Annotated in this window: 18 protein-coding genes; 7 read left to right on the top strand and 11 right to left on the bottom strand. The window is 60.4% G+C overall.

Features of this window, described 5'->3' with window-relative positions:
- Nucleotides 1-138: 138 nt before the first annotated feature.
- Nucleotides 139-1,476 (top strand): nucleotide sugar dehydrogenase, encoded by a 1,338-nt coding sequence (locus ACUXVA_RS14565; protein ID WP_445493292.1) that lies wholly within the window; start codon nucleotides 139-141, stop codon nucleotides 1,474-1,476.
- An 18-nt stretch (nucleotides 1,477-1,494) separates the two neighbouring features.
- Here ACUXVA_RS14565 and ACUXVA_RS14560 read toward each other — a convergent pair whose 3' ends face one another.
- From ACUXVA_RS14560 to ACUXVA_RS14535, 6 genes are read right to left on the bottom strand one after another with little or no spacing between them, the layout of a single operon-like run.
- On the bottom strand, nucleotides 1,495-2,196 hold the full coding sequence (locus ACUXVA_RS14560; RefSeq protein WP_445492872.1) for a cytidylyltransferase domain-containing protein: 702 nt from the start codon (nucleotides 2,194-2,196) through the stop codon (nucleotides 1,495-1,497).
- Nucleotides 2,193-2,783 carry an acyltransferase gene (locus tag ACUXVA_RS14555; RefSeq protein ID WP_445492870.1) on the bottom strand — a complete coding sequence of 197 codons (591 nt, stop codon included), beginning with the start codon at nucleotides 2,781-2,783 and terminating at the stop codon, nucleotides 2,193-2,195. Before ACUXVA_RS14555 ends, ACUXVA_RS14560 begins: the two co-directional genes overlap by 4 nt.
- 26 nt (nucleotides 2,784-2,809) lie before the next feature.
- Nucleotides 2,810-3,862: a class I SAM-dependent methyltransferase gene (locus ACUXVA_RS14550; RefSeq protein WP_445492868.1), complete on the bottom strand. Its 1,053-nt coding sequence runs from the start codon at nucleotides 3,860-3,862 to the stop codon at nucleotides 2,810-2,812.
- Nucleotides 3,863-5,707: an asparagine synthase (glutamine-hydrolyzing) gene (gene asnB, locus ACUXVA_RS14545; protein ID WP_445492866.1), complete on the bottom strand. Its 1,845-nt coding sequence runs from the start codon at nucleotides 5,705-5,707 to the stop codon at nucleotides 3,863-3,865. It lies immediately after the preceding gene.
- Nucleotides 5,708-5,710: 3 nt separating this feature from the next.
- On the bottom strand, nucleotides 5,711-7,096 hold the full coding sequence (locus tag ACUXVA_RS14540) for a glycosyltransferase family 2 protein (RefSeq protein ID WP_445492864.1): 1,386 nt from the start codon (nucleotides 7,094-7,096) through the stop codon (nucleotides 5,711-5,713).
- A 21-nt stretch (nucleotides 7,097-7,117) separates the two neighbouring features.
- On the bottom strand, nucleotides 7,118-8,134 hold the full coding sequence (locus ACUXVA_RS14535; RefSeq protein WP_445492862.1) for an N-acetylneuraminate synthase family protein: 1,017 nt from the start codon (nucleotides 8,132-8,134) through the stop codon (nucleotides 7,118-7,120).
- A 244-nt stretch (nucleotides 8,135-8,378) separates the two neighbouring features.
- Here ACUXVA_RS14535 and ACUXVA_RS14530 point away from each other — a divergent pair, with 244 nt between their 5' ends.
- From ACUXVA_RS14530 to ACUXVA_RS14510, 5 genes are all read left to right on the top strand, one after another.
- A complete protein-coding gene (locus tag ACUXVA_RS14530; RefSeq protein WP_445492860.1) occupies nucleotides 8,379-9,125 on the top strand; it encodes a CmcI family methyltransferase in 747 nt (248 codons plus the stop codon).
- Between the two features lie 76 nt (nucleotides 9,126-9,201).
- The gene (locus tag ACUXVA_RS14525; protein WP_445492858.1) at nucleotides 9,202-11,739 is read left to right on the top strand and encodes a hypothetical protein; all 2,538 of its coding nucleotides are present in this window, start codon (nucleotides 9,202-9,204) and stop codon (nucleotides 11,737-11,739) included.
- A gap of 88 nt (nucleotides 11,740-11,827) precedes the next feature.
- Complete coding sequence (locus ACUXVA_RS14520) at nucleotides 11,828-12,844, top strand: NAD-dependent epimerase (RefSeq protein WP_445492856.1); 1,017 nt, start codon at nucleotides 11,828-11,830, stop codon at nucleotides 12,842-12,844.
- Nucleotides 12,845-12,925: 81 nt separating this feature from the next.
- Entirely contained in the window at nucleotides 12,926-14,389 is a 1,464-nt protein-coding gene (locus ACUXVA_RS14515) for a UbiA family prenyltransferase (RefSeq protein WP_445492854.1), read from the top strand.
- Nucleotides 14,390-14,465: 76 nt separating this feature from the next.
- Nucleotides 14,466-15,458, top strand: a complete 993-nt coding sequence (locus ACUXVA_RS14510; RefSeq protein ID WP_265078738.1) for an IS481 family transposase — start codon at nucleotides 14,466-14,468, stop codon at nucleotides 15,456-15,458.
- Here ACUXVA_RS14510 and ACUXVA_RS14505 read toward each other — a convergent pair.
- From ACUXVA_RS14505 to ACUXVA_RS14485, 5 genes are read right to left on the bottom strand one after another with little or no spacing between them, the layout of a single operon-like run.
- Complete coding sequence (locus ACUXVA_RS14505) at nucleotides 15,455-15,859, bottom strand: GtrA family protein (RefSeq protein ID WP_445492852.1); 405 nt, start codon at nucleotides 15,857-15,859, stop codon at nucleotides 15,455-15,457. The genes ACUXVA_RS14510 and ACUXVA_RS14505 overlap by 4 nt on opposite strands.
- A 9-nt stretch (nucleotides 15,860-15,868) precedes the next feature.
- A complete protein-coding gene (locus ACUXVA_RS14500; protein WP_445492850.1) occupies nucleotides 15,869-17,149 on the bottom strand; it encodes an NAD(P)/FAD-dependent oxidoreductase in 1,281 nt (426 codons plus the stop codon).
- Entirely contained in the window at nucleotides 17,149-18,093 is a 945-nt protein-coding gene (locus tag ACUXVA_RS14495; RefSeq protein WP_445492848.1) for an NAD-dependent epimerase/dehydratase family protein, read from the bottom strand. Before ACUXVA_RS14495 ends, ACUXVA_RS14500 begins: the two co-directional genes overlap by 1 nt.
- Nucleotides 18,093-18,836, bottom strand: coding sequence for an SDR family NAD(P)-dependent oxidoreductase (locus tag ACUXVA_RS14490; RefSeq protein ID WP_445492846.1), 744 nt, complete (start codon nucleotides 18,834-18,836; stop codon nucleotides 18,093-18,095). The genes ACUXVA_RS14495 and ACUXVA_RS14490 overlap by 1 nt, the downstream gene beginning before the upstream one ends.
- Nucleotides 18,833-20,161 carry an FAD-binding oxidoreductase gene (locus tag ACUXVA_RS14485; RefSeq protein ID WP_445492844.1) on the bottom strand — a complete coding sequence of 443 codons (1,329 nt, stop codon included), beginning with the start codon at nucleotides 20,159-20,161 and terminating at the stop codon, nucleotides 18,833-18,835. The genes ACUXVA_RS14490 and ACUXVA_RS14485 overlap by 4 nt, the downstream gene beginning before the upstream one ends.
- A gap of 344 nt (nucleotides 20,162-20,505) precedes the next feature.
- Here ACUXVA_RS14485 and gmd point away from each other — a divergent pair, with 344 nt between their 5' ends.
- A complete protein-coding gene (gmd, locus tag ACUXVA_RS14480) occupies nucleotides 20,506-21,597 on the top strand; it encodes a GDP-mannose 4,6-dehydratase (protein WP_445492842.1) in 1,092 nt (363 codons plus the stop codon).
- Nucleotides 21,598-21,679 lie beyond the last annotated feature (82 nt).

The raw sequence follows: 21,679 nt of genomic DNA, 5'->3' as shown, positions 1-21,679 counted from the left end.
GCTTGTGGCGGATATTGCTTGCCGCAGCAGCCATTTCCGGCGTCCATCGCCGGACCCCCATCCTCCCGCCGACGCGACATTCCGTTTCAACTGGTCAGATTCATGAGCAAAAGCATCACCGCCGACAGGATCGAGCCGATTGCGGCCGGTCATCACGCGCGCCTCAGTCAGCGGATTGCCGAGCGCACGGCCGTCGTGACGGTTTGCGGCATGGGTTATGTCGGCCTTCCCCTCGCCTGCGCGATCAGCGAGTGCGGGTTCCCGATCGTCGGGGCCGACACAGACCAGGACAAGGTCGACCGGCTGCTGGCCGGGCAATCCTACATCAAGCACATCCCCTCCGCCGACATCTCGGCCATGGTCAAGACCGGCAAGTTCAGTGCGACCAGCGATTTCAGCCATATTGCCGGCAGCGATATCATCGCCATCTGCGTGCCGACGCCGCTCGGGCGCCATCGCGATCCGGACCTATCCTACGTCGTCGCCACCGCCGAGGCCATCGCCAAGCATGCGCGCGCGGGCCAACTGGTCATTCTGGAATCGACGACGTATCCAGGCACCACGATCGATATCCTGGTCCCGATCTTCCGCGACCACGGCTTCGAGCCAGGCCGAGACATCTTCCTGGCCTTCGCCCCGGAGCGGCACGACCCCGGCAACAAGGCCTTCGCCATTTCCGCGGTCCCAAAGGTGCTCGGCGGCCAATGCGTCAGGGCCACCGACCTGACCGCCGCCTTTTATGGCAGCTTCGTCGACAAGGTGGTCCCCGTCTCCTCTCCGAGCACCGCGGAAGCCGTCAAGCTGACCGAGAACATCTTTCGCGCCGTCAATATCGCGTTGGTGAACGAGTTGAAGGTCATTTACGAGAAGATGGGGATCGACATCTGGGAAGTGATCGAGGCGGCAAAAACCAAGCCGTTCGGATACATGCCGTTCTATCCCGGTCCAGGACTCGGCGGGCATTGCATCCCCATCGACCCGTTCTACCTCACCTGGAAAGCCCGCCAGTTCGGCATCGACACCCGCTTCATCGAACTCGCCGGCGAGATCAACTCGGCCATGCCGGAATATGTCGTTTCCCGGCTGGAAGACGCCATCAAGGCGCGGACCGGCAAGGAGATGCGGGGCGCCAAGATCCTGATCCTCGGCATGGCCTACAAGAAGAACGTCGACGACATTCGCGAAAGCCCGAGCCTCAAGCTGATCGAACTGATCGAGGCGCGCGGCGCAATGGTCGATTATTCCGACCCCTACATTCCCGAAATTCCGCGGACGCGCGAGCATCCGGAATTTGCCGGGCGCCGTTCGGTCAGCCTCGAAGCCAGTGCAATCAGCGCCTACGATGCGGCACTGATTGCCACCGATCATGACGATATCGACTATGCCGGCCTGGTGGAGCATTCTGCTGTGGTGGTCGATACCCGAAATGTCTGCAGCCGCTATGGCGTGATCAGCGACAAGATCGTCAAGGCCTGACTACGCCGGATAGCGATCTCAGCGGTTCAGGCCGCGGTCATACTGCTGCGCACATTCGACGATTTGCGCCAGCGACACATCGGACAATGGCGCGGGCAATCGGCGAAGGATCCATCCGACCCGCTCCATGTCGGCGACATCGTCGACGGCAAGTTGCAGCCCCGTCATGCCCTGCAGTTCGTTGACAATGTGGAATGTCCGAGCGAATTGCGGCATGTCGTAAAAGAACTTGGTCACATGCTCGCGATGCAGGTTGTCCGTCATCGCAGCGCATGCGGCCTTCATGATCGACGCACCGACCACCTCGACACTGATGCCGAAGGGAAATGTCCGCCCCGGCACGTTCGTGACGAGATCCCAATCGCCGCCGCGGAAAACCGATACGGCCCGACCCAGCAAGGCCGGACGGTTGAGCGGGCTGTCGCCATTGAAACGTAGCGCACCGTCCAGGTTATAGAATTCCAGCGCGCCGAGAAAACGCCCCGCCACATCGTCAAGGTCACCCCGGAAACATCCGATGCCGTGCGCTTCGGCATATGCCGCAAGAGGGTCGTCTTCCGCTCGATCCGACGTCGCCAGCACCGTGACATCGATGCCCGCGGTCGCCGCACAGGCATCGAAGGCATATTGGATGAGCGGGCGGCCGTTCAACTCCAGCAGTGCCTTGCCAGGCAGCCGCCGGGAATCGAGCCGCGCAAGCACGACTGCGCCGACCTTCATTCGCGATACCTGACAACGCGCGCCGGCGATCCGACCGCAATGGCAAACGCTGGAATATCCTCGGTCACCACCGAGCGGGCGCCAATCACCGCGCCGTTGCCGATGGTCACGCCGGCTGTCACGGTGACGCCTGCGCCGAGCCAGACCCCCGCTCCGATCCGGATCGGCTCACAGCGCATCGGCTGTTCGCGGATCAGCCTGGACCGCTCAATTCCGTGATCGGAGTCAACCAGATAGCAGAACGGCGCGATCAGGCAGTCCGGACCGATCTCGATGCTGAGCGTCGCGAAGATGAAACAGTGATAACCGACGGTGGTCCAGTCGCCAATCGAAACCCGCGCCTGCGGATTGGTCGGGCAGATCCGCGCGCCTTCCTTGAGCATCACCCTGGATCCGAGCTCGATATTCTCAGGATGGCGCAAAAGTTCGACATTGCGGTCGACATAGACGTCCTTCCCGATGCGGCCGATGCCACGCGTAATCCACCGGCGACGGATCGCCTGGCGCAACGTGAAGGGAGCATACTTGCGTACCCCGCCTTCGACGGCCACACCGGCTGTTACGGGATTTTCGACGCTGGCATTCATGTTAGCTCGCTAAAAACAGATGATCGCTAAGAGGTCGCGGACTTCCTCAGCACCAGATGCACCGCCGACGACAGCTTGCGCGCATCGACCGCCATCTGCCAGTCATCAATGATCGGACGCATCATTGCGGTCCACATTTCCAGGGCAGCCTCGCTCTGGCCAGCCTGGCGCATGCGGACCGCGACGTCGCGAAATATATCCATCGCGTCGGAGCCAAACCACCATTCCGCCACCCGCTCGAAGCCACCGTACTCCGCCAGCCAGCGCAGCGATCCGTCGCTGAAGACATGGGTGTGGGCGGACAGGTGCCGTTCGAACACGGTGGGAAACACCAGTTCGAAAAACATCGTCGGGCAGACCGTCGGTACGGCAATCATCACATATTTGACATGCGGATTGGCCCGAAGCGCAGCGATGATTTCGCGCGGCTGCTCGAGATGCTCCAGTGTGAAGATCAGCGATACCACCTCGGCTTCGACGGTGGCGGCGAGATGGTTCAGCTCGTCCATCGCGTGGGGATGCAGCAGATTGTCGCCGAGCATCCTGTTGCCGAGCGCGATCTGGTCGGCCGAAACATCATAACCGGCGGGATCGGCGACACCCGCATCGCGCAGCGCGGCAACGAAATATCCGGATCCGGCGCCGAGATCGGCGTGACGCAGCTTCGCCGGATCGTCGCCCGCAGCGGCGATCGCCTCGAACAGGAATCCGGCCTTCGGCACATAGATATCGGTGACGCGACGGAAGAACGCCTCCCGGCTGTCCTCGCGATAGTCCGCGGTCATGCCCTCGCTGGCGTCCCCCGTATAGAGGAAATCGTTGAATGCCGGTGTATCCTCGAAGCCACCATTGAAATGGCCGCAGGAAGCGCAGAGGAAATATGGAATATCGAACTTCTCGAACACCGGCGCGGCATCCAGCGCATGATCGCAGATCTTGCAGCTCAGCCGGCGCGGCTGGCGTCGATAGCAGTCGTAGATCCGCTGAGTTCGGGCGACCAGCGCGTCGTTGCCGGCGACCGTCAGCAGGTGTCCGCGCGCATCCAGCAGTGGCCCGTTGGGTTTGCCGAATTTCTCCATTTAGCCCACTCCGCTCACGCCTGCATGTTGCTCAAGAAAGAACTTGGCGCACAGGAAGTTGAAAAGAAACTTGCTCTCGCTGTTGGGGAATGTCTTTTTTGTTAGAAGCGCAGCGACAAAGCTGCGCTCGACCCATTCGAAAATTGGGCTATCCGCCATGATCTCACGGATCACCGCGGGATTCGACGTATCCAGCAGATCCAGCAGCGGTGCATTGAAGCCCACCTTGCGATGCGTATCGAGCACTTCGTCGGGAACGATGCCGCGTACCGCCTCGCGCAGCACGGCCTTGCCGTATCCGCCGCGGATCAGATGACGGGTCGGGATCGAATAGGCGAAGTCGAACAGATTGCGGTCGAGAAACGGGGAGCGATTCTCGATGGAGAAATACATCGCGTTCAGATCGTCCTCGTGAAGAATCACCGGGACGGCTTCATGAAACAGTTCATTGAGCATGCGGTTGCGCAACAGGCTTGGCGAATAGGCCGTTTCGCTGAAGGCTTCTTGCCACGGCGCGCGAAATGCGCCGGCGAACCGCTCCGACCCGAAAATATGATCGCGGTAAGCGGGGTTGCGGACGTAGAGATCGGCATCCTGCAGATCGGCACTGCGAACCACCGGCCGAATATGGCGCTGCCAGTTGACCAGCGCCTCGGCATGGGCCGTCGGGTCGCCGGCGACCTCCGCCAGATAGGCGTTGTGGTGATCGAAATAGCCCGTGAATAATTCGTCTGCGGCCGTGCCGCTCACCGAGATTTTGTAGCCGTGCTCGGCCACCCTCTGCATCAGCTGCCAGTGCACGTAATAGGAGATCGTGTAGATCGGCGCGTCGTGATAGGCGACCAGCTCGCGCAGCCGGGCAAGAAATCCATCGGTCTGCAGCGGCAATGCGACATGCCTGATGCCGAGTTGGCGCACCACGGCATCGACGGTGGCACTTTCCTCGTAGCGAGCGTCGGTATTCATCACGGTGAAGCCGTGCACGTCGTAGCCGAACACCCGCTTTGCGATCGAGATGAGGGAATTGGAATCCACGCCGCCGCTCATGCAGAACGCCATCGGCACATCGGCGCGCAGCCGCAGCCGGACGCTCTCGATCAGCCGATCCTTCGTGCCCGCTACGGCCTCCGCAAAGCTCATCGCGTCGTTCGGGCGCGGCACCGGCCGCCAGTACCGGACTTCTTCCGCGGGCTTGCCCGGACGGAGGGTGAGCGCGCAGCCGGAGCGCAGCTCGCGAACGCCTTCAAAAAATGTCGCATCCGCCTTGTAGAGCGCCTTGTAGCCATTCACCAGATAACGCATCAGATGGTCGGTATCGACCGTCAGCGACCGGCCGGACAACGCCATGAGAAACTTGACTTCGGATGCGAAATACCAGCCGCCGTCGCCTTCCATCAGGTAGAGCGGCTTTTCGCCGAACCGGTCGCGCGACAGCACCAGCGCGCCGGTAGCCTCATCGTACCAGGCAAAGGCCCACATGCCCTCGACCTCATCGAGACAGTCCGTGCCGGACCGGTTGAGGCCGGCGAGCAGCACCTCGGTGTCGCCTGCCGTGACGAAGCGTTCACCCTGCTTCTGCAGCGCGTGTTTCAGTTCGAGGTAATTGTAGATCTCGCCATTGAAGGCGATGGTGCGAGCGTCGCGCTGCATCGGCTGGTCGGCGCGGCTGTCGAGATCGATGATCGACAGCCGGCTGTGCAGCAAACAGACGTGCCAGTCATCGTGCAGACGATGCCGGTAACTGGCCGAGGCATCCGGACCACGCCGGCGCATCGTATCCAGGCACGTCCCAACGGCCGAGTCCGGCGGCGGGCTGCGACCGATATAGCCCGCTATCCCGCACATGGCTCAGCGCCCATTTTCGTAGTCGAGGATCGCCTCGGCAATCTTCAGATCAAGCGGCGTCCGCACCGAGGTGGCGCCGTGGCGACTCAGAACGAAATGCCCGATCCGGCCTTCCAGCGGCTGGCGGAAGTGATTTTCGTAGAACGATTTCCGCACCAGCACCGCGCCGCCGGCATGTCGGTAGATATAATCGCGTTCGAACCGCAGCGGGCCTTTCATGATATTGGTGCCGATCGGCGCTAACCCCGAACCGTCATGCTGCAGGAACAGATCGTTGTCGGGCAGCACCCCCAACACCACGTCGACGTTGAACACCTGCATCACGCTGATGGCCTTCTCGACGTAGAACGAACTCCGGAACGGGGCGTCGATGGTCAGCAGCATGATGGCATCGACCGGGCCCGATGTCTTGCGCCGGGCCACTGCATCGAACACCCCCTCGTCGTAGGAGACGTTCTCGAGGCCCTGTTCACGCGGTCGCAGATGCAGGCCGACGCGGTCACCATATTCGCTGGCGATCGATTGCAGCAGCCGCTCGTCCGGCGACGAGACGATCACCTCGTCGAGATTGTCGGCGCCTAGCGCCGCATCGATGGTCCAGTTGATCAGCCTCTTCCCCGCCAGCATCTCATAAGACATGCACTGCGCGTCGATGGCGCGTCCGCGGACCGGAATGACGCAGACGGTCCCCAACGGCGCGCGATCAGCGCGGCGGACGTGGGCCTTCAGGATCTCGGAGCGGGTCCGGAGGATGAACTCCTGGTTGTTGGTCAGGTTCTCCCCGTGACGGCGATAGTGGAACAGCGGCAGATCGATGTTGCCGACCTTGTAGCGGTCGATGATCTTCAGCCAGAGATCATATCCATCCTGGGCACGGTAGCCTTCCGAATAGGCGTTCACCTCGATCAGGCAGTCGCGCCGGATCATCGTGCAGGCGCCGTGCGCCGGCTGATCCAGCAACGTCACATCGCGCTGGAAATTGTGGCGGCGCTCCTGGCCGGTGACCGTGCCGCTGTCATCCACATAAAAATAGTCCGGAAACACCAGAGCGAGCTCCGGGTCGTTTTCCAGCATGTTGGTCATCACCAGCAGCGCATTCTCATTGAGAAAGTCATCGGCGTCGAGGCGCATGATGTACTTGCCGCGTGCAGCTTTGACCGCGATGTTGTTGGTGGCGTTCAGCCCCTTGTTGTCCTGCAGAATGATGCGGGTCTGCGGGTGACCGGCATATTCGGCGATGATGGCGCGGGAATCGTCGGTCGAGCCGTCATCGATGATGATCAGCTCGAAATCCTTGAAGCTCTGCTGGTACACGCTCTCCAGCGCGATCCTGAGGTAGCGGCCATAGTTGAAGTTGGTGACGTAAACGGTAACCAGGGGATCCTTCATCGTCTTGCTCTGCCGGCTGGATCAGCCGACATCCTCCTCGCGCAGCACTTCATGCGCCTTGAGCGCGCGCTTGGCGACCTTGCCGACCACCTCGTCGAAGCGGTTGGCGGGCAACCCGTGCGCGGGCCGCAACACCGTCAGGTTGTTTTCGGAGAAAATCTCGCCTTCCGCGATGTCGCGCAGCGGATAGATCGCCCGCCGGAACGACAACTGATGCGCGGCGTCGGACTCCGCAACGGTGAGATGCTTCGTGGCACCGCCGCGCAGGATGACGATCCGGCGCAATCGCGGCATCAGATCGAGCAGTTCGTCACGGGTGATGGAGACCTTGTGATCGCGAAATTCCTTGCCCTCCCGCGTATCGGTGAAGTGCTTTTCGATGATTTCCGCCCCCATCGCCACCGCGGCTTCCACCGCGAGGGTTCCGATGCTGTGGTCCGAGAACCCCACCGGGAGCCCGAAGGTGCTCTTCAGGGTCTGCATGGCAAGCAGGTGAACATCCTCGTCACGGCACGGATAGGACGAGGTGCACTGCAGAAGCGCCAGCTTGCGGTCGCTGATATAGGCCGGATCGACCTTCTCGACGAAGCGAATGGTCGCCTCGATCTCCTCGAGCGAGGACAGGCCCGTGGAGAGAATGATCGGCTTGCCCGTTTGAACCAGCTTGCGGATCAGCGGGGTGCAGGTGAGATCGCCCGACCCGACCTTGTGAATCGGGATGTAGCGGTCGATCCATTCGATCGCCGCCGCGTTCCAGACCGAGGCCATGAACATGGCCCCACCCGCGATGCAGGTCTCGGCCAGGGCGATATACTGTTCAGCGGACAGTTCGAAGCGCTTGAAGTGCTTGTTGAGATCGGGCCGCTCCAGCGAACTGACCAGCGTGTCGCCGGAATAGATCTGGAACTTGATGATGTCAGCGCCGGATTCGAGCCCAAGCTGCATCAGCCGCTGGGCGTAGGCAAAATCACCCTCATGATTTCCGCCAATCTCGGCAATGAACAACACCGGATTGACCTTCGAAGCGAAGTGACTCAAGCGAATTCCTTTCGAACGGGTGACCGGCGACGGGCCGCAACCGCAGCCAGCTTTCCGAGTCCCCAGGGAGCCAGAGCGTGTAACAAGGACCCGGAATAAAATCCGATCACCGATCAACCCAGCTCTGACTAGCTAGCTGGAACGAAGACATTTGGCTATGCGCAATACAACGATTTCTGCTAGGTTTATCAGGTAATTGGCGCGTTGACCATGGCCATCATTCCATGGTAGCTCGCGCTTTGTTTTGAAGGAGGTCATTTTGCTTCGGCGAATATTCGGCTCAATCCTTGGCTCGCCCAAGAGAGCTCCGGTCGGTACATTCTTCGCCGAACGCAAGCAGCCCCAATTATCACCCGATCAGGTCTCCCTGGTTAATCAATTCCACGATCTTTACTATCGTAGGTGGCTCTCAGGCGACGCCGACACTATCAACCTGAGTTGGTTCGGGTTCCGCGTGCTGAAATGCCCAATGGATCTTTGGGTTTATCAGGAACTGATCGTAAGGATGCGCCCCGACGTCGTCGTCGAAACAGGCACTTTCGACGGTGGTAGCGCGCTCTTCATGGCGATGATCTTTGACCAGATCGGGCACGGAAGGGTCATTTCTGTGGACATAGAAGACAAGCCGGAACGACCGCAGCACCCCCGCATACGCTATATTACTGGCTCAAGCACGGATCCGGCGATCGTAGCCGATGTCTATAAGGACGTAGGAGGTCGACCGGCAATGGTCATACTCGATTCCGACCACAGCGCCGGGCACGTCTACAACGAGATTCTAGCCTACCAGAAGCTCGTACCGCTAGCCGGCTACTTGATCGTTGAAGACACCAACGTCAATGGACACCCCACGTTTCCAGAATATGGGCCTGGACCGATGGAAGCACTTGATCGGTTTCTCGGGGAAAGCAAGGAATTCGAGATCGATGAACGCTGCGAACGCTTCATGATGACCTTGAATCCGCGCGGATACCTGCGGCGGGTGATCTGATCACCATCAACCGACAGTCTTTGATTCACCTAATACATCACCATTAGCCCAACGCTGTTCAGATCGGAAAGTGAACATGAGCGCCGAAGAACGCGACGCGTTCCTGAATTTCATCAAGCTCAACACGGCTCTTTGGTCGATTGAAGATTCGGTTCTGCCCGCAATCGACACGAAACGCATCGTGCTGGTTGATCTACTGAGCCACGATCTTCAAATTTATGCGACGCGCGCAATTCTTATCGCGAAAATGCTCCAGAAACAGCACGGCTTTAAGCTTGTCGGCCTTATCGGCAACCTGGTATTTTCTCGCGATCTCGAATTCAATTATCAGAAGGAAGACGCGATACGTCTTGCCGAGTCGTTTGGCATTACCGAATTTTTTGACCTTGAAGATCCAGCCTCAATTTTCGCACACGGCCTTTCTGGACAATTCACGGAGGACGATACTTCAGCAGCGGTCCGTGCGATCCACGACAGCGCCGACGAAGATCTTGCGGACGCTGTTCTACGCCAGCGCACGGCGGACGGCTGCCGAATTGGTGAATATATTTTTGAAACGGCCATTCGCGTGGCAAGGAACCCATTCCTAACTGATGTACGCCCGCAACTTGAGGCCATTACCCGAGAAGCCCATCATATACACAACATCGTTCGGGCAGCATGCAAGAGCCAGCAGGTGGAGGCCTTCATATCAGGCCACCTTAGCTACACTCAGTGGGGGATGACCGCAGACATCATTCTTCGCGGTGGAGGCAAGGCAATTTGGTTCGATACGACGGGGAACTTTTCTGCCTATCTCTTGACGCGTCCTCCCGCGGGCGAAGAAACGCTCGACAGCCAGATACGGCAGATCGACAAAGTCCTTTTTGAAAGTGAATTCCAAAACAGGGGTGACCTTGATCCGCAGTTTGCCGCAAAGGTTCGGCTGCTTTTCTCAAGCGACTATTTCTTGCGACCTTTCTGGTTTGAGCCCGCGAAGTCACCGCCAGCTGCGCTGGCGCCGGTCCTGCGCAAAATTGCACTGCAAAAGCTTGGCTGGCCCAACGACCCTCGCCCGGTCGTTTGCGTTTTTTTCCATTGTCTCAGCGATCTCCCGCGCGACGACGAGCAGATCTATCTCGACTATTACGTCTGGATTGTCGAAACGCTGAAAATTGCGGTTCGCGACACCAGCAAGAACTGGATCTTCAAGACGCACCCGTCCAATCGCGGCGTTTACGATGTCACAAATGCGACGGAGCGATTGAAAGAGGAGCACCAAGGGCACCAGAACATCTTCTTTCTCGAGAACGAATTGCAGAAAATGGAACTGTACTCGGTCTGCGATCTCGCAGTCACCGTCCGCGGCAGCATCTCTTATGAAATGTCCGTATTTGGGAAGCCCTCGCTACTGGCGGGTCGTTCTGTTCTGTCGGATCTCGGCTTCTGTCATGTCGCCAACACGGCTGAGGAATACGAAGAGCTTCTGACGAAGAAATTTGCAACCCTTACGCTCAGCAAGGAAATGCAGGAGCGCGCAAATTTTTTTCTGATCTATGACAAGATCATCTGCCGGCTAGAAAGCACGTTTATGCCGTACTGGACCTACCAGATAACCGGCAATAACAGTATCTGGAATGCGCTAAGCGAGCGAATTCTTTACAACGTCAGCGATCTCGATCCCGTGGCGAGCGCGATCCTTGCGATGTTCAACGGCGGTCCGCCCCGCACCATCAACACCGCCTATCGCCAACTCATGGACACAAAAGCCTCCCGTCGGGCGCCCACCGCCGATCTTGCAGCACAGGACCCGTTTTCCGTCGCTAGAATCGACACCGGCGAGACTGTCTCCTTTGGACTGGAAGGGCGTGGGGCGCTGGCGCTGCTGTCCAAGCCTGCGCGCCTCGACAAGTATGGCAGCCGGTTTGCTGCCGGCCAGTCAGCGTCCATCGGATTTGTTCTGAGTCAAGCAGCCGGGCAGACCAACCTCGCCGGCCTGGCGCTCGGGCTGCACTTGTTCACGGCCTATGCGACTGGCCAGGTCTACGTCAGCGTCAATGGCGAACGTTGCGCGACGATCCCTCTGCGCGGCAGCGGATCGCGCGTCGAAATCATCGAGATCGGTACGGTCCTCACCGCAAATCCAGGCGCATGTATCATCGACGTGTTCGTCATGCTCCCGTCCGGCGCCATGGTCCCGTTCCGGGTCGATGCGATGCAAATCGCCCCGTTGTCGGAACTCCGTCGCTATCCCACGCATCAGCCGTTCTTCGGGTTCGTTACCGAAAAGGACGGCGAACGGGAATTTGCATGGATGCCGCAGACCGTGGCGCTGACCATGCCGCCGGATATCGGCGGCAAGCAACTGCGCCTGGCGGGCTACCTGCCCTACGCCATGCACCGGGACAAGAACCAGATTTCGTATTTCACCGTCGATGTCCTGGTGAACGGGCAGCGGATTGATACCATCCGCGCGTCCGCTGACCGCGTCTTCGAACTATCGGTCGATCTCGACGATTCCAGCCCCGGGGATGACGGGACGGTTCGCGTCGACCTGCGGGCGAACAGCGTGTTGCCAGCTGAAAATGATGGACGCCAGCTCAGCTTCATCGTCACCGAGATGAGCGTCCAATAGCACCTTCGTGGATCCGGCCGTGCGGAGTTGATCCGCCCGGTCGTTCGAACGAAGGCCTGCAGCCTTCCACAGTCGCATGAGGTGTTCAATGTCCGATGATTCGACCCTGGTGACAGGCGCAGCCGGCTTCATCGGCTTTCATATGTCGCGTCGGCTGCTGGAAAGCGGCCGGCAGGTGGTCGGACTGGATAACCTCAACGCCTATTACGATGTGGGCCTGAAACAGGCGCGGCTCAAGATCCTGCAGTCCTATCCGGGCTTCGTTTTTGTGCAGAGCGATCTCGCCGATCGCGAGGCCATGCAGTCGATGTTCGCGAAGCATCGGTTTCCGGTGGTGATCAATCTCGCCGCCCAGGCCGGCGTCCGCTACTCCCTGGAGAATCCGCACGCCTATATCGATTCCAACCTCACGGGCTTTACCAACGTCCTCGAGGGATGTCGCCACAATGGGTGCAAGCACCTGCTGTTTGCATCCTCCTCGTCGGTCTACGGATCCAACACCAAGCTGCCGTTCTCCGTGCACGATAACGTCGACCACCCGATCAGTCTGTACGCCGCCACGAAGAAGGCCAACGAACTGATGGCCCATGCATACAGCCATCTGTTCGCAACGCCGATGACGGGCTTGCGGTTCTTTACGGTGTACGGCCCCTGGGGACGGCCCGACATGGCGATGTATCTGTTCGCCAGTGCGATCATGGAGGGCCGGCCGATCAAGCTGTTCAACCACGGCCAGATGCAGCGCGATTTCACCTATGTAGACGATATTGTCGAAGGCATTTTCCGCCTGATCGACCATCCGCCCCAGGGAATCGCTGCGCAACCTGGTCACGCGCCGGATCCGGGCACCAGCGCGGCGCCGTGGCGCGTCTACAACATCGGCAACAACAAGCCCGAACAGCCGATGCGCGTGGTCGAACTGCTGGAGCTGGCGCTGGGCCGCCCGGCGCTCCGGGAAATGCTGCCGATGCAACCAGGCGACGTGACGCAAACTTATGCCGACGTCGACGACCTGATCCGGGACGTCGGGTTTCAGCCGGCCACGACCCTTGAGCATGGTATCTCCGAGTTTATCGCGTGGTATCGTGATTACAACAAATGCTAAACTGGACCGCCATCGGCCGGTGCCGTCGACTGGCGAACATTGTACCACGACGATGACCGACGATTGCGCAGCAGGGTGAACATGACAGATCCGCACACGCCTGCTTCGGGCCAGCCTTCCCGATTGCCGCTATGCGTTGATTTTGATGGCACGCTTGTCAAGACCGACGCGATCTACGAGTGCTTCCTGTCTGCGTTGAAGTCGAGGCCACTGGCGCTCCTGCAGATACTGCCGCAGATCTTCCGCTCAAAGGCGGCATTCAAGTCGGCGCTTTGGCGACTGGCCTCACCCGTCGTGGATGTCGGCTCGTTTCCGCGCGAGCCGGGCGTCGTCAGCCTGATCGCGCAGGCACGGCAGGATGGCCGGCGTGTCGAACTGATCAGCGCATCGCATCAGGAACTGCTCCGTTCGGATCCCGCACTTGTCGCGATGTTCGACGATATCGTCGGCAGTGACGGCACGACCAATGTCAAAGGCCCGGCCAAAGCGGCGCTGCTGACCGCACGACATCCCGACGGCTTCGAATATGTCGGCGACAGTGCGACCGACATACCGGTGTTCGAGGCGGCCGTGAAAGGCTACGGCGTCAGGCTATCGGCCCCTACCCGCCGAAAGCTCGATAGCGGCAGCACCACGATCGAGCATCTGGCCAGCCCGGCGCATCGCCTCAGCGCCTTGTTGCGATCCCTGCGGCTTCATCAGTGGTTCAAGAATATTCTCATCTTTGTACCGATCGGTCTGGCGCTTGGCACGCTCAGCGTGGCCGAGATCCTGCGTGTCATGACAGGCTTCATCCTGCTGGGCAGCCTCGCCAGCGCCACCTATCTCGTGAACGACCTTTTCGATCTGTCATCCGATCGCCGCCACCCCCGCAAATCGAAACGTCCGCTCGCAAGCGGGGAACTGCCTGTGGCCTGGGCCGTCGTCGCAGCGCCTTTGATCATCGCCCTGACGCTGCTGTTCGGCTATCTGCTCGAACCGGCATTCGGCGCGGTGCTGGCGCTCTATCTGGTGATGACGCTCGCTTATTCATTCCGCCTCAAGCAGACGCCGGTCATCGACGTCTTGCTGATTGGCCTGGTGTTCACGCTGCGGGTGGTTGCCGGCATGTCGCTGGGGTCCGCACCCTCTTCGCAGTGGCTGCTGATTTTCTCGGTATTTTTCTTCACCGGACTGGCGCTCATGAAGCGCGATGCCGAAATCGCCGTGCTGGCTGCTTCGCAGCAGCACTCGCTCAGAGGACGGGGATATACGGTCGACGATCGTCCGTTCGTGCAGATGGTCGGGATCGCGACCTCCGTTGCATCGATGGTGATCTTTGCGCTGTTCATCGCCGCGATCTTCGAAGACAGCCGGCAGTATTCGGCCCCCTATTTCCTGTGGGCCGCGTATTTTCTGCTGGCCTACTGGATGCTGCGCCTTTGGTTCATGTCTTTTCGCGGCCACATGCATGACGATCCCATCGTCTTCGCGATCAAGGATAAGAAAAGCCTGATGATCTTCCTCGCCATCGGACTGGTGTGTCTGCTGTCGCAGGTCTGGTAGCGCGGCGGATGGCCCCTAGATGTTTGGTCCCAGCATTTGATGGTGCATTATTCTCCGACGGTTGGAAGGATGCGCTATGGGACAGGTTCACCACGGGAGCGCCACAACGACAGCGGCGGTCCGTCGAGCGATACAACATAGTCAAGAGAGCCTGAGGGTCTTGGCCAGGCGGCATGGGATCAATCCCAAGACCGTCGCCAAGTGGAAGGCGCGGGCCTCGGTCGAAGATCTACGAACCGGGCCGAAAGACCCGAAGTCGACGGTTCTGACGGTCGAGGAAGAGGCGCTTATTGTCGCCTTCCGGCGGCACACGCTGCTGCCGCTCGATGACTGCTTGTATGCCCTGCAACCAACCATCCCGCATCTGACGCGCTCGTCACTGCATCGCTGCCTGCAGCGCCACGACATCTCGCGATTGCCTGAAGTCGAGGGCGACAAGCCAGATCGGCGTAAGTTCAAGACCTATCCGATCGGCTACTTTCACATCGACATCGCCGAGGTCCGCACCGAGCAGGGCAAGCTCTATCTGTTCGTGGGGATCGACCGGACCTCAAAGTTCGCCTTCGTCGAGTTGCACGAGAAAGCCACTCGGCGCATCGCCGGCGACTTCCTGCGCCACCTGATCGCGGCCGTGCCCTACAAGATCCACACCGTGCTGACCGACAATGGCACGCACTTCACCACGCCCGGTGCCGGTGGCTCAGCGGTCCCTGAGATCAAGCTGGCCCTCGAGCGTGGCGAGCCGGTCTGGGCCCATGGCTTCGAGTTGGCTTGCGCCCAGGCCGACATCGATCATCGCCTCACCAAGCCCAAGCACCCCTGGACCAATGGCCAGGTCGAACGGATGAACCGGACTATCAAGGAAGCGACCGTCAAGCGCTTCCACTACGAGACCCACGACCAACTCCGTCGCCACCTCGGCGACTTCATCGACGCCTACAACTTCGCGCGTCGGCTAAAGACCCTGCAGGGCCTCACACCCTACGAGTACGTTTGTAAGATCTGGACAAAAGAGCCCACCAGATTCAATGTTGATCCGACCCATCAAAGTCCGGGACTAAACATCTAGCCGGCGCGCCCCGCAAAGGAAAAGTACTTGTGACCGAAATAGCTCGACACGATCGGCACCGACACGCCGATTCCATGGGCGATCGTTTCGGCATTCCACGTGAAATGGATGGCCGGAAACAGATAATTGGCGAGTCCGACGCTGACGATCCAGACCTGCACCAGCGCCACCAAATTGACGAGCCCGAACCGCAGATACTCGCTGGCTACACTGCGACCGGACGATTCGAAGACGTAGACGCGGTTGAGGACGTAGGCCGTCGTCATGCCGCAGAGGTAGGCCAGAACGATGGAAACCTCGTAGTTCCATAGCAGGCTGAACGCGATGCGCGACAACACGTTGACGACGGCTGAGAAGCCCCCGACCACCAGAAAGACAATGAATTCACGGTTGGGTTTCATGGCGGCAGTTCAAGCGATCCGCCGCGCCATCTCCGCGCCGAAGCGGACACTTTCGGCGATGCCGCGGTCTTCGGGATAATAGAAGCAGGTGTCCGCGACCTGCAGACCTGCTATCGGCGTCTCGACCGGTGGAATTATCGACAGAAAACCGGGCGGACAGACCGGCTGGGCGTGGCGCAGGCGCCCGACATGCATGTCGATGAAGTCGTCGTCCGTGATCGCCGGATTGAGCCGTTTCAGATAGCCGAAGGCTTCCTGCCGGAAATAGGCGTCGTCCATGCTCCACTTCGGTTGCGTGGTCGGCATGTAGTAGGGAACGTAGACGATCGTGTCGCCCGTCGGCCGCAGATTGGAAAATTCGATGATGCCGGGAATCTCGAAATTCGGATCGATGATGTTGACCCAAAAATGCGGAGTCACCGAGCGCCGCAGCTTGAACACCACACAGATGACGCCGATGTTCTCGATCGCGTCGTATTTCGCTTTCCATTCATCCGGTAGAGACGGCACCAGACGCGCCACCTGCGGCGTCGGCACTGTGGAAATCACGGCATCGGCGGCGAAGGTGCGGCCGCCTGCAACGACGCCCACAACCCTGCCGGCCTCGCTGAGAACCTCATCCGCTGGACAGCCGAGCTCGATGCGACCGCCCATCCGCTCGATCTCGGTGACAAGCGCGCGAACCAGCGTATCCGAACCGCCATCGATGTAACCCATCTCCTCCTGGAACAGCGACCGGCGCGAATTGCCGACGCGCTTGATCCGTGTCCAGATCCAGGCTGCCGAGACGTTGTCGGCATATTCGTAGAATTTCAGGTCGAACAGCGGCTTCCAGAGCTTGCGGTATACGGTTGCGCCGCACCAGCGCTCGATCCACGTCTTGGCGGAGACGTTCTCCAGCGTCGACCAGTCGCGGCGCTTGGTCTGAACGAACATCATCATTCCGTAGCGGAGCTTTTCGATCAGGCTGAGCTTGGGAAAGGTCAGCAGCGAAACCGGATCGCCCCACGGGTACAGCTTGCCATCGACATAATAGCCCATCGACGTGCCCACCCAGCGCATACGGTCGCCTATACCGAGTTCGTCCATCAACTCGAATGTCGGCCGATCCGCCTTGCAGACGAAGTGATAGTAGCGCTCGAGCGACAGCCCGCCGAAATCGAAATGCGCGGCCATGCCTCCAGGCTGCGGCCCCGCTTCCAGCAAGGTCACGTCGTGCCCCAGCTTCAAGGCGTGATAGGCTGCGGCGAGACCCATCGCTCCAGCACCGAGCACAACGACGCGCGCCATCAGAACTCCAGCACGATTTTGGAATATTTCGGATCCTGAAACGTGGTTCGCAGCGCCACGTTCAGCGGCGTCGGCGAGACCGAGAAGATACCCGGCCAGTCGATCACCTCAAAAATGTCGGGTGTCACAAGCGCCTCGAGTTGCTTGGTGGTGAATGGCGGATCGCGATCGAACATCGCATAAAGCGACAGAAGACCATGAAACAGGCCGTAGGGAATTTTAACGATCGCGGTGCGCGCGCCGGTCACGCTCTTCACCGCGCGCATCAGGTCGATGTAGGTGATCTTCTCCAGCCCCGAGATATTGTAGGCCTCGCCGTTGGGGCGGCGCTCGATGCAGGACATGATGATGTCGCAGAGGTCGCCGGCGAACAGCGGCTGGCGTGCATATTCGCCACTGCCCGGAATCGGAAACACCGGTGTCTTCTGCATGAAACGCGACAGCCATGCGACGTGTTTCCTGTCGAACCAGCCGAACATTAGCGTCGGTCGAAGCACCACATGCGGCAGGCCGGAGCTCACGTAGATCCGCTCCTGCTCCGCCTTCGTCTCGGTATAGGCATCCGATGCGGCGGATTCGACAACAGAGGAACTGATGCCAACGACGTAAGCCTTGCCTTCGGCCTGCAGCACCTCGACCACGCGCCTTGTGGCAACGACGTTGTTATCCGCGAAGGCCTGCGGATCGATCCCGCCGATCTGCGCGTGCGAGACAACGACGATGTCGCTGTCACCGACAGCCTCCTGCCAGCCGTCGTCATGCGCGAGGTCCGCCTCGATGACCCGGATATCGGGGTGCAGCCGGCGGAGAATCTGGGTGTTGGCTCGATGCTTGTCGATCGCGACCAGATTGGTATAGCCGCGTGCCTTCAGCCGCGGAATCAGGTTTTGACCGACGAGACCGGCGGCGCCGGTGATCGCAATCCTTATCTGCTCGCCAGCCATCAGATCTTCATTCGATTGAATATGACACGCGGCAGGTTCCGGATGATCATCATGATGCCCCACCAGAACCAGGGTGAAAAGACCTCAGCTTTACCGGATTTTGTCGCGGCGACAATATCGCCGGCAACCTTGTCCGCACTCGCCCACAGCGGGCCTCCCTTGCCAGATATGCCAGCTGTCATCGGCGTATCGACGAAGCCCGGCTTGATCAGGACAAACCGCAACGGACCCGCGGCATTGGCGTGCTGCAGGCCCTGCACGAACCTCTCGAGTCCGCCCTTGGCTGCGCCGTAGACGAAATTTGAAGCCCGCCCCCGATCTCCAGCGACCGAGCCGATGACGATGACGGTGGCAGCCTGCCCGGCCGGCCGCGCCTTCGCCAGCGCCAAAAGCCACAGTGCCGCGCTGGTGAAGTTCGTATCGATGACCTCGCGGGCGTAATGTGGGTCGTCCTGGGACCTCGCCTGGTCGCCGAGGCTGCCATAGGCCAGCAGCACCACGTCGGGAAATCCGGAGCCGGTGCATTGCGCCAACATCTGGTCGAGGCGGTCGACCTGCGCGAGGTCGGCCACGACGATATCCACCCCCGCAGCGCCGCGGGCCCGCAGGTCGGCCGCGTTGGCCTCCAGCGGCTCGGACCGTCGCCCGGCCAGAACCAGGGACGCACCCGTAACCGCCATGCGCCGGGCGTAGGCATGGGCAATCGCTGAGGTCGCCCCGAGGATGAGTATTTTCTGGGTCATCGGGATGCCGTCCCGGTCATGCGGCGCCAGAAGTCGGACATGACCCCGGGGTCTCGCAGGCGCTCGACCTCTTCCCAGCGCGGATAGGACGTGCGGAATTGGTCGCCGGTCATGGTTGCATCCTTTGCAGGGTAAATTCGGCCGCCGGCATCGATCGCCATCGCGTTGAGCCGGCCGACCAGGGTCAGCGTGCGCGGCCCCTTGTTGGGAAAATCCAGCGCCAATGTCACGCCTGGCCGGGGAAACGACAGTATCCCGGGAGAGACGAGATCGCCAAATGTCTTGAGCACGATCAGAAACGAACCTTGGCGGGCCTCGGCCGCAGCCGAGAGCATCTGCCGCATCAACTCGGGTCCGTTGCTCGTCGGCACGACGCATTGAAACTGGTAGAAGCCCCGCGAACCGTAAAGGTTATTCCACGATGCAATCGAATCCAGCGGGTAGAAGAAACTCCCATAGTGCGTTCGCTGCGATCCGCTTCGCCCGGCAACCCCGCGATAAAACGCGTTGAAACCGCGGATCGTCAGCGGATTGAGCAGAAACGACGGCAGTGCAAAGGGAATCGCGAGCCGGGGGCGCCCGTGAACAGCGAGGTCGCCATCGGCAAGCGGGCGCCCTCGCATGTAAAGACCGCGACCGACCGCGGCCCCGGTTGCGAAGCAATCGACCCAGGCCACCGTATAGGGCCATGCCTCGCTTTCGGCGTTGATTCGGAAGAAGTCGTCGACGTCGCTCATCGGCAAGGTCTGCACGTCGAGAAACGCGGATCCGATCTTCGACATCGACAGTTCGACCTGCAGGATGACGCCTGTCAGACCGAGCCCGCCGATCGTCGCTGCGAACAGTTCGGGCCGCTGCTCGGCGGAAATCTCGACCACCTCGCCATCCGAGCGGGCCAGTACCAGCCTGCGTATGAAACGGCCGATGGTGCCCATCTGATGATGGTTCTTGCCATGGACATCATTGGCGACGGCGCCACCGAGGGTCACGAACCTGGTTCCCGGGGTGACAGGAATGAACCAACCCTTCGGTACCGACACGCGCAGCAGATCGTCGATCGTGAGTCCCGCCTCGGCAACCACCATCCCGGCCCGCCAGTCCGCGCTGATGAATCGGTCAAGGGCTGCGGTGTCCAGCAACTGGCCGCCCCCATTCAGGCAGACATCGCCATAGGACCGTCGCAGGCCGATCGGCAGGTTCGCGACCTGGGTATCGCCGATTGCCGCAACCGCTTCGGCGGCGACCGAAATCCGCGCCACGCGATGCAAATCCGCCGTCAATCGTCCCCAGGCGGAAACAGGTCGGGAGCCCTTGTCCCCAGTCATCGTGAATTCCGGTTGGTTGGCGCGGCCCGCCCGTGGGGTCGGTGCCATCAGCGCGAATCTCGCCACCTGCCGTTCAGCGGGTGGGGACCGGAGGCAGCGATCAACGCTTCGTCTTCTTAAGGCCTTCCGGCTGCGCTGGGAAGGGCAGCTTCCCGGACCGGCGACGGCACGCCGCCGGTCACTTGCGGCAGCCTGCCCCCAGGGCGCCCCCCACTACCGGAGCGCAGGTCCCGCCCCCACTGCGGCGGTTGATTATGCTGGGAAATCATCCTAGAAGGCGGGCACTTTCACCGGTCCTCCCCAGAGACAGCCCGCCTCTCCCGCTCCGCGAGATCTTCAGTCTGATGACAGCCAAAACAGCTTTGATCACCGGCGTGACGGGTCAGGATGGTGCATACCTGGCTGAACTTTTGCTCACCAAGGGTTACATAGTCCATGGCATCAAGCGACGGTCGTCCCTGTTCAACACCGATCGCATCGACCATCTCTATAGCGACCCTCACGAGAAGACATTTGACTTCACGTTGCACTACGGGGATCTGACCGACTCGACCAGCCTGATCCGCATCATCGAGCAAGTGCAACCGGACGAGATCTACAATCTCGCGGCGCAGAGCCATGTGGCCGTGTCGTTCGAGGAGCCGGAATACACGGCTAACTCCGATGCCGTCGGGGCTCTGCGCATCCTTGAAGCCATCCGCATTCTCAAGCTTGAGAAAAAGTCGCGGTTCTATCAAGCCTCGACGTCAGAGCTTTACGGGCTCGTGCAGGAAACGCCGCAGACCGAAACCACGCCTTTTTATCCCCGCTCGCCCTATGCGGTCGCCAAGCTGTATGCCTACTGGATCACGGTGAACTACCGTGAGGCCTACGGCATGTACGCTTGCAACGGAATCCTCTTTAATCACGAGTCGCCGCTGCGCGGAGAGACATTCGTCACCCGCAAGATCACCCGTGCGCTGGCCCGCATTCATCTCGGCCAGCAGGAGCGGCTTTATCTCGGCAACCTCGATGCGAAACGCGACTGGGGCCATGCGCGCGACTATGTCGAGATGCAGTGGCGGATGCTGCAGCAGGACATTCCCGAGGACTTCGTCATCGCAACCGGCGAGCAGCACTCGGTGCGCGAGTTCGTCGATCTGGCCGCCAACGAGATCGGCATGAAGCTTCGCTGGGAAGGCGAAGGCATCGAGGAAAAAGGCTACGACGTCGCATCCGGAAAATGCATCGTTGCCGTCGACCCGCGTTATTTTCGCCCCACCGAGGTGGCATCCCTTCTGGGAGATCCCTCGAAGGCAAAGCGAAAGCTCGGCTGGGTGCCGACCACGACCTTCCCGCAGCTTGTCAGCGAAATGATGCAAGCAGACATGAAATCGGCGAAGCGCGACGAACTGATCAAGCAGCACGGTTTCCGCTTCTTCGACCGTCACGAGTAAGTTCAATCAGGGATGCCGGCGGCGCGGCGATCCGTGCTGCAGGTCTCCAGTTCCATCTGGCAATGACGATTGGGACATACGC

Source organism: Rhodopseudomonas sp. RCAM05734 (assembly GCF_052658035.1).
This window is presented reverse-complemented; position numbering and strand designations above follow the sequence as displayed.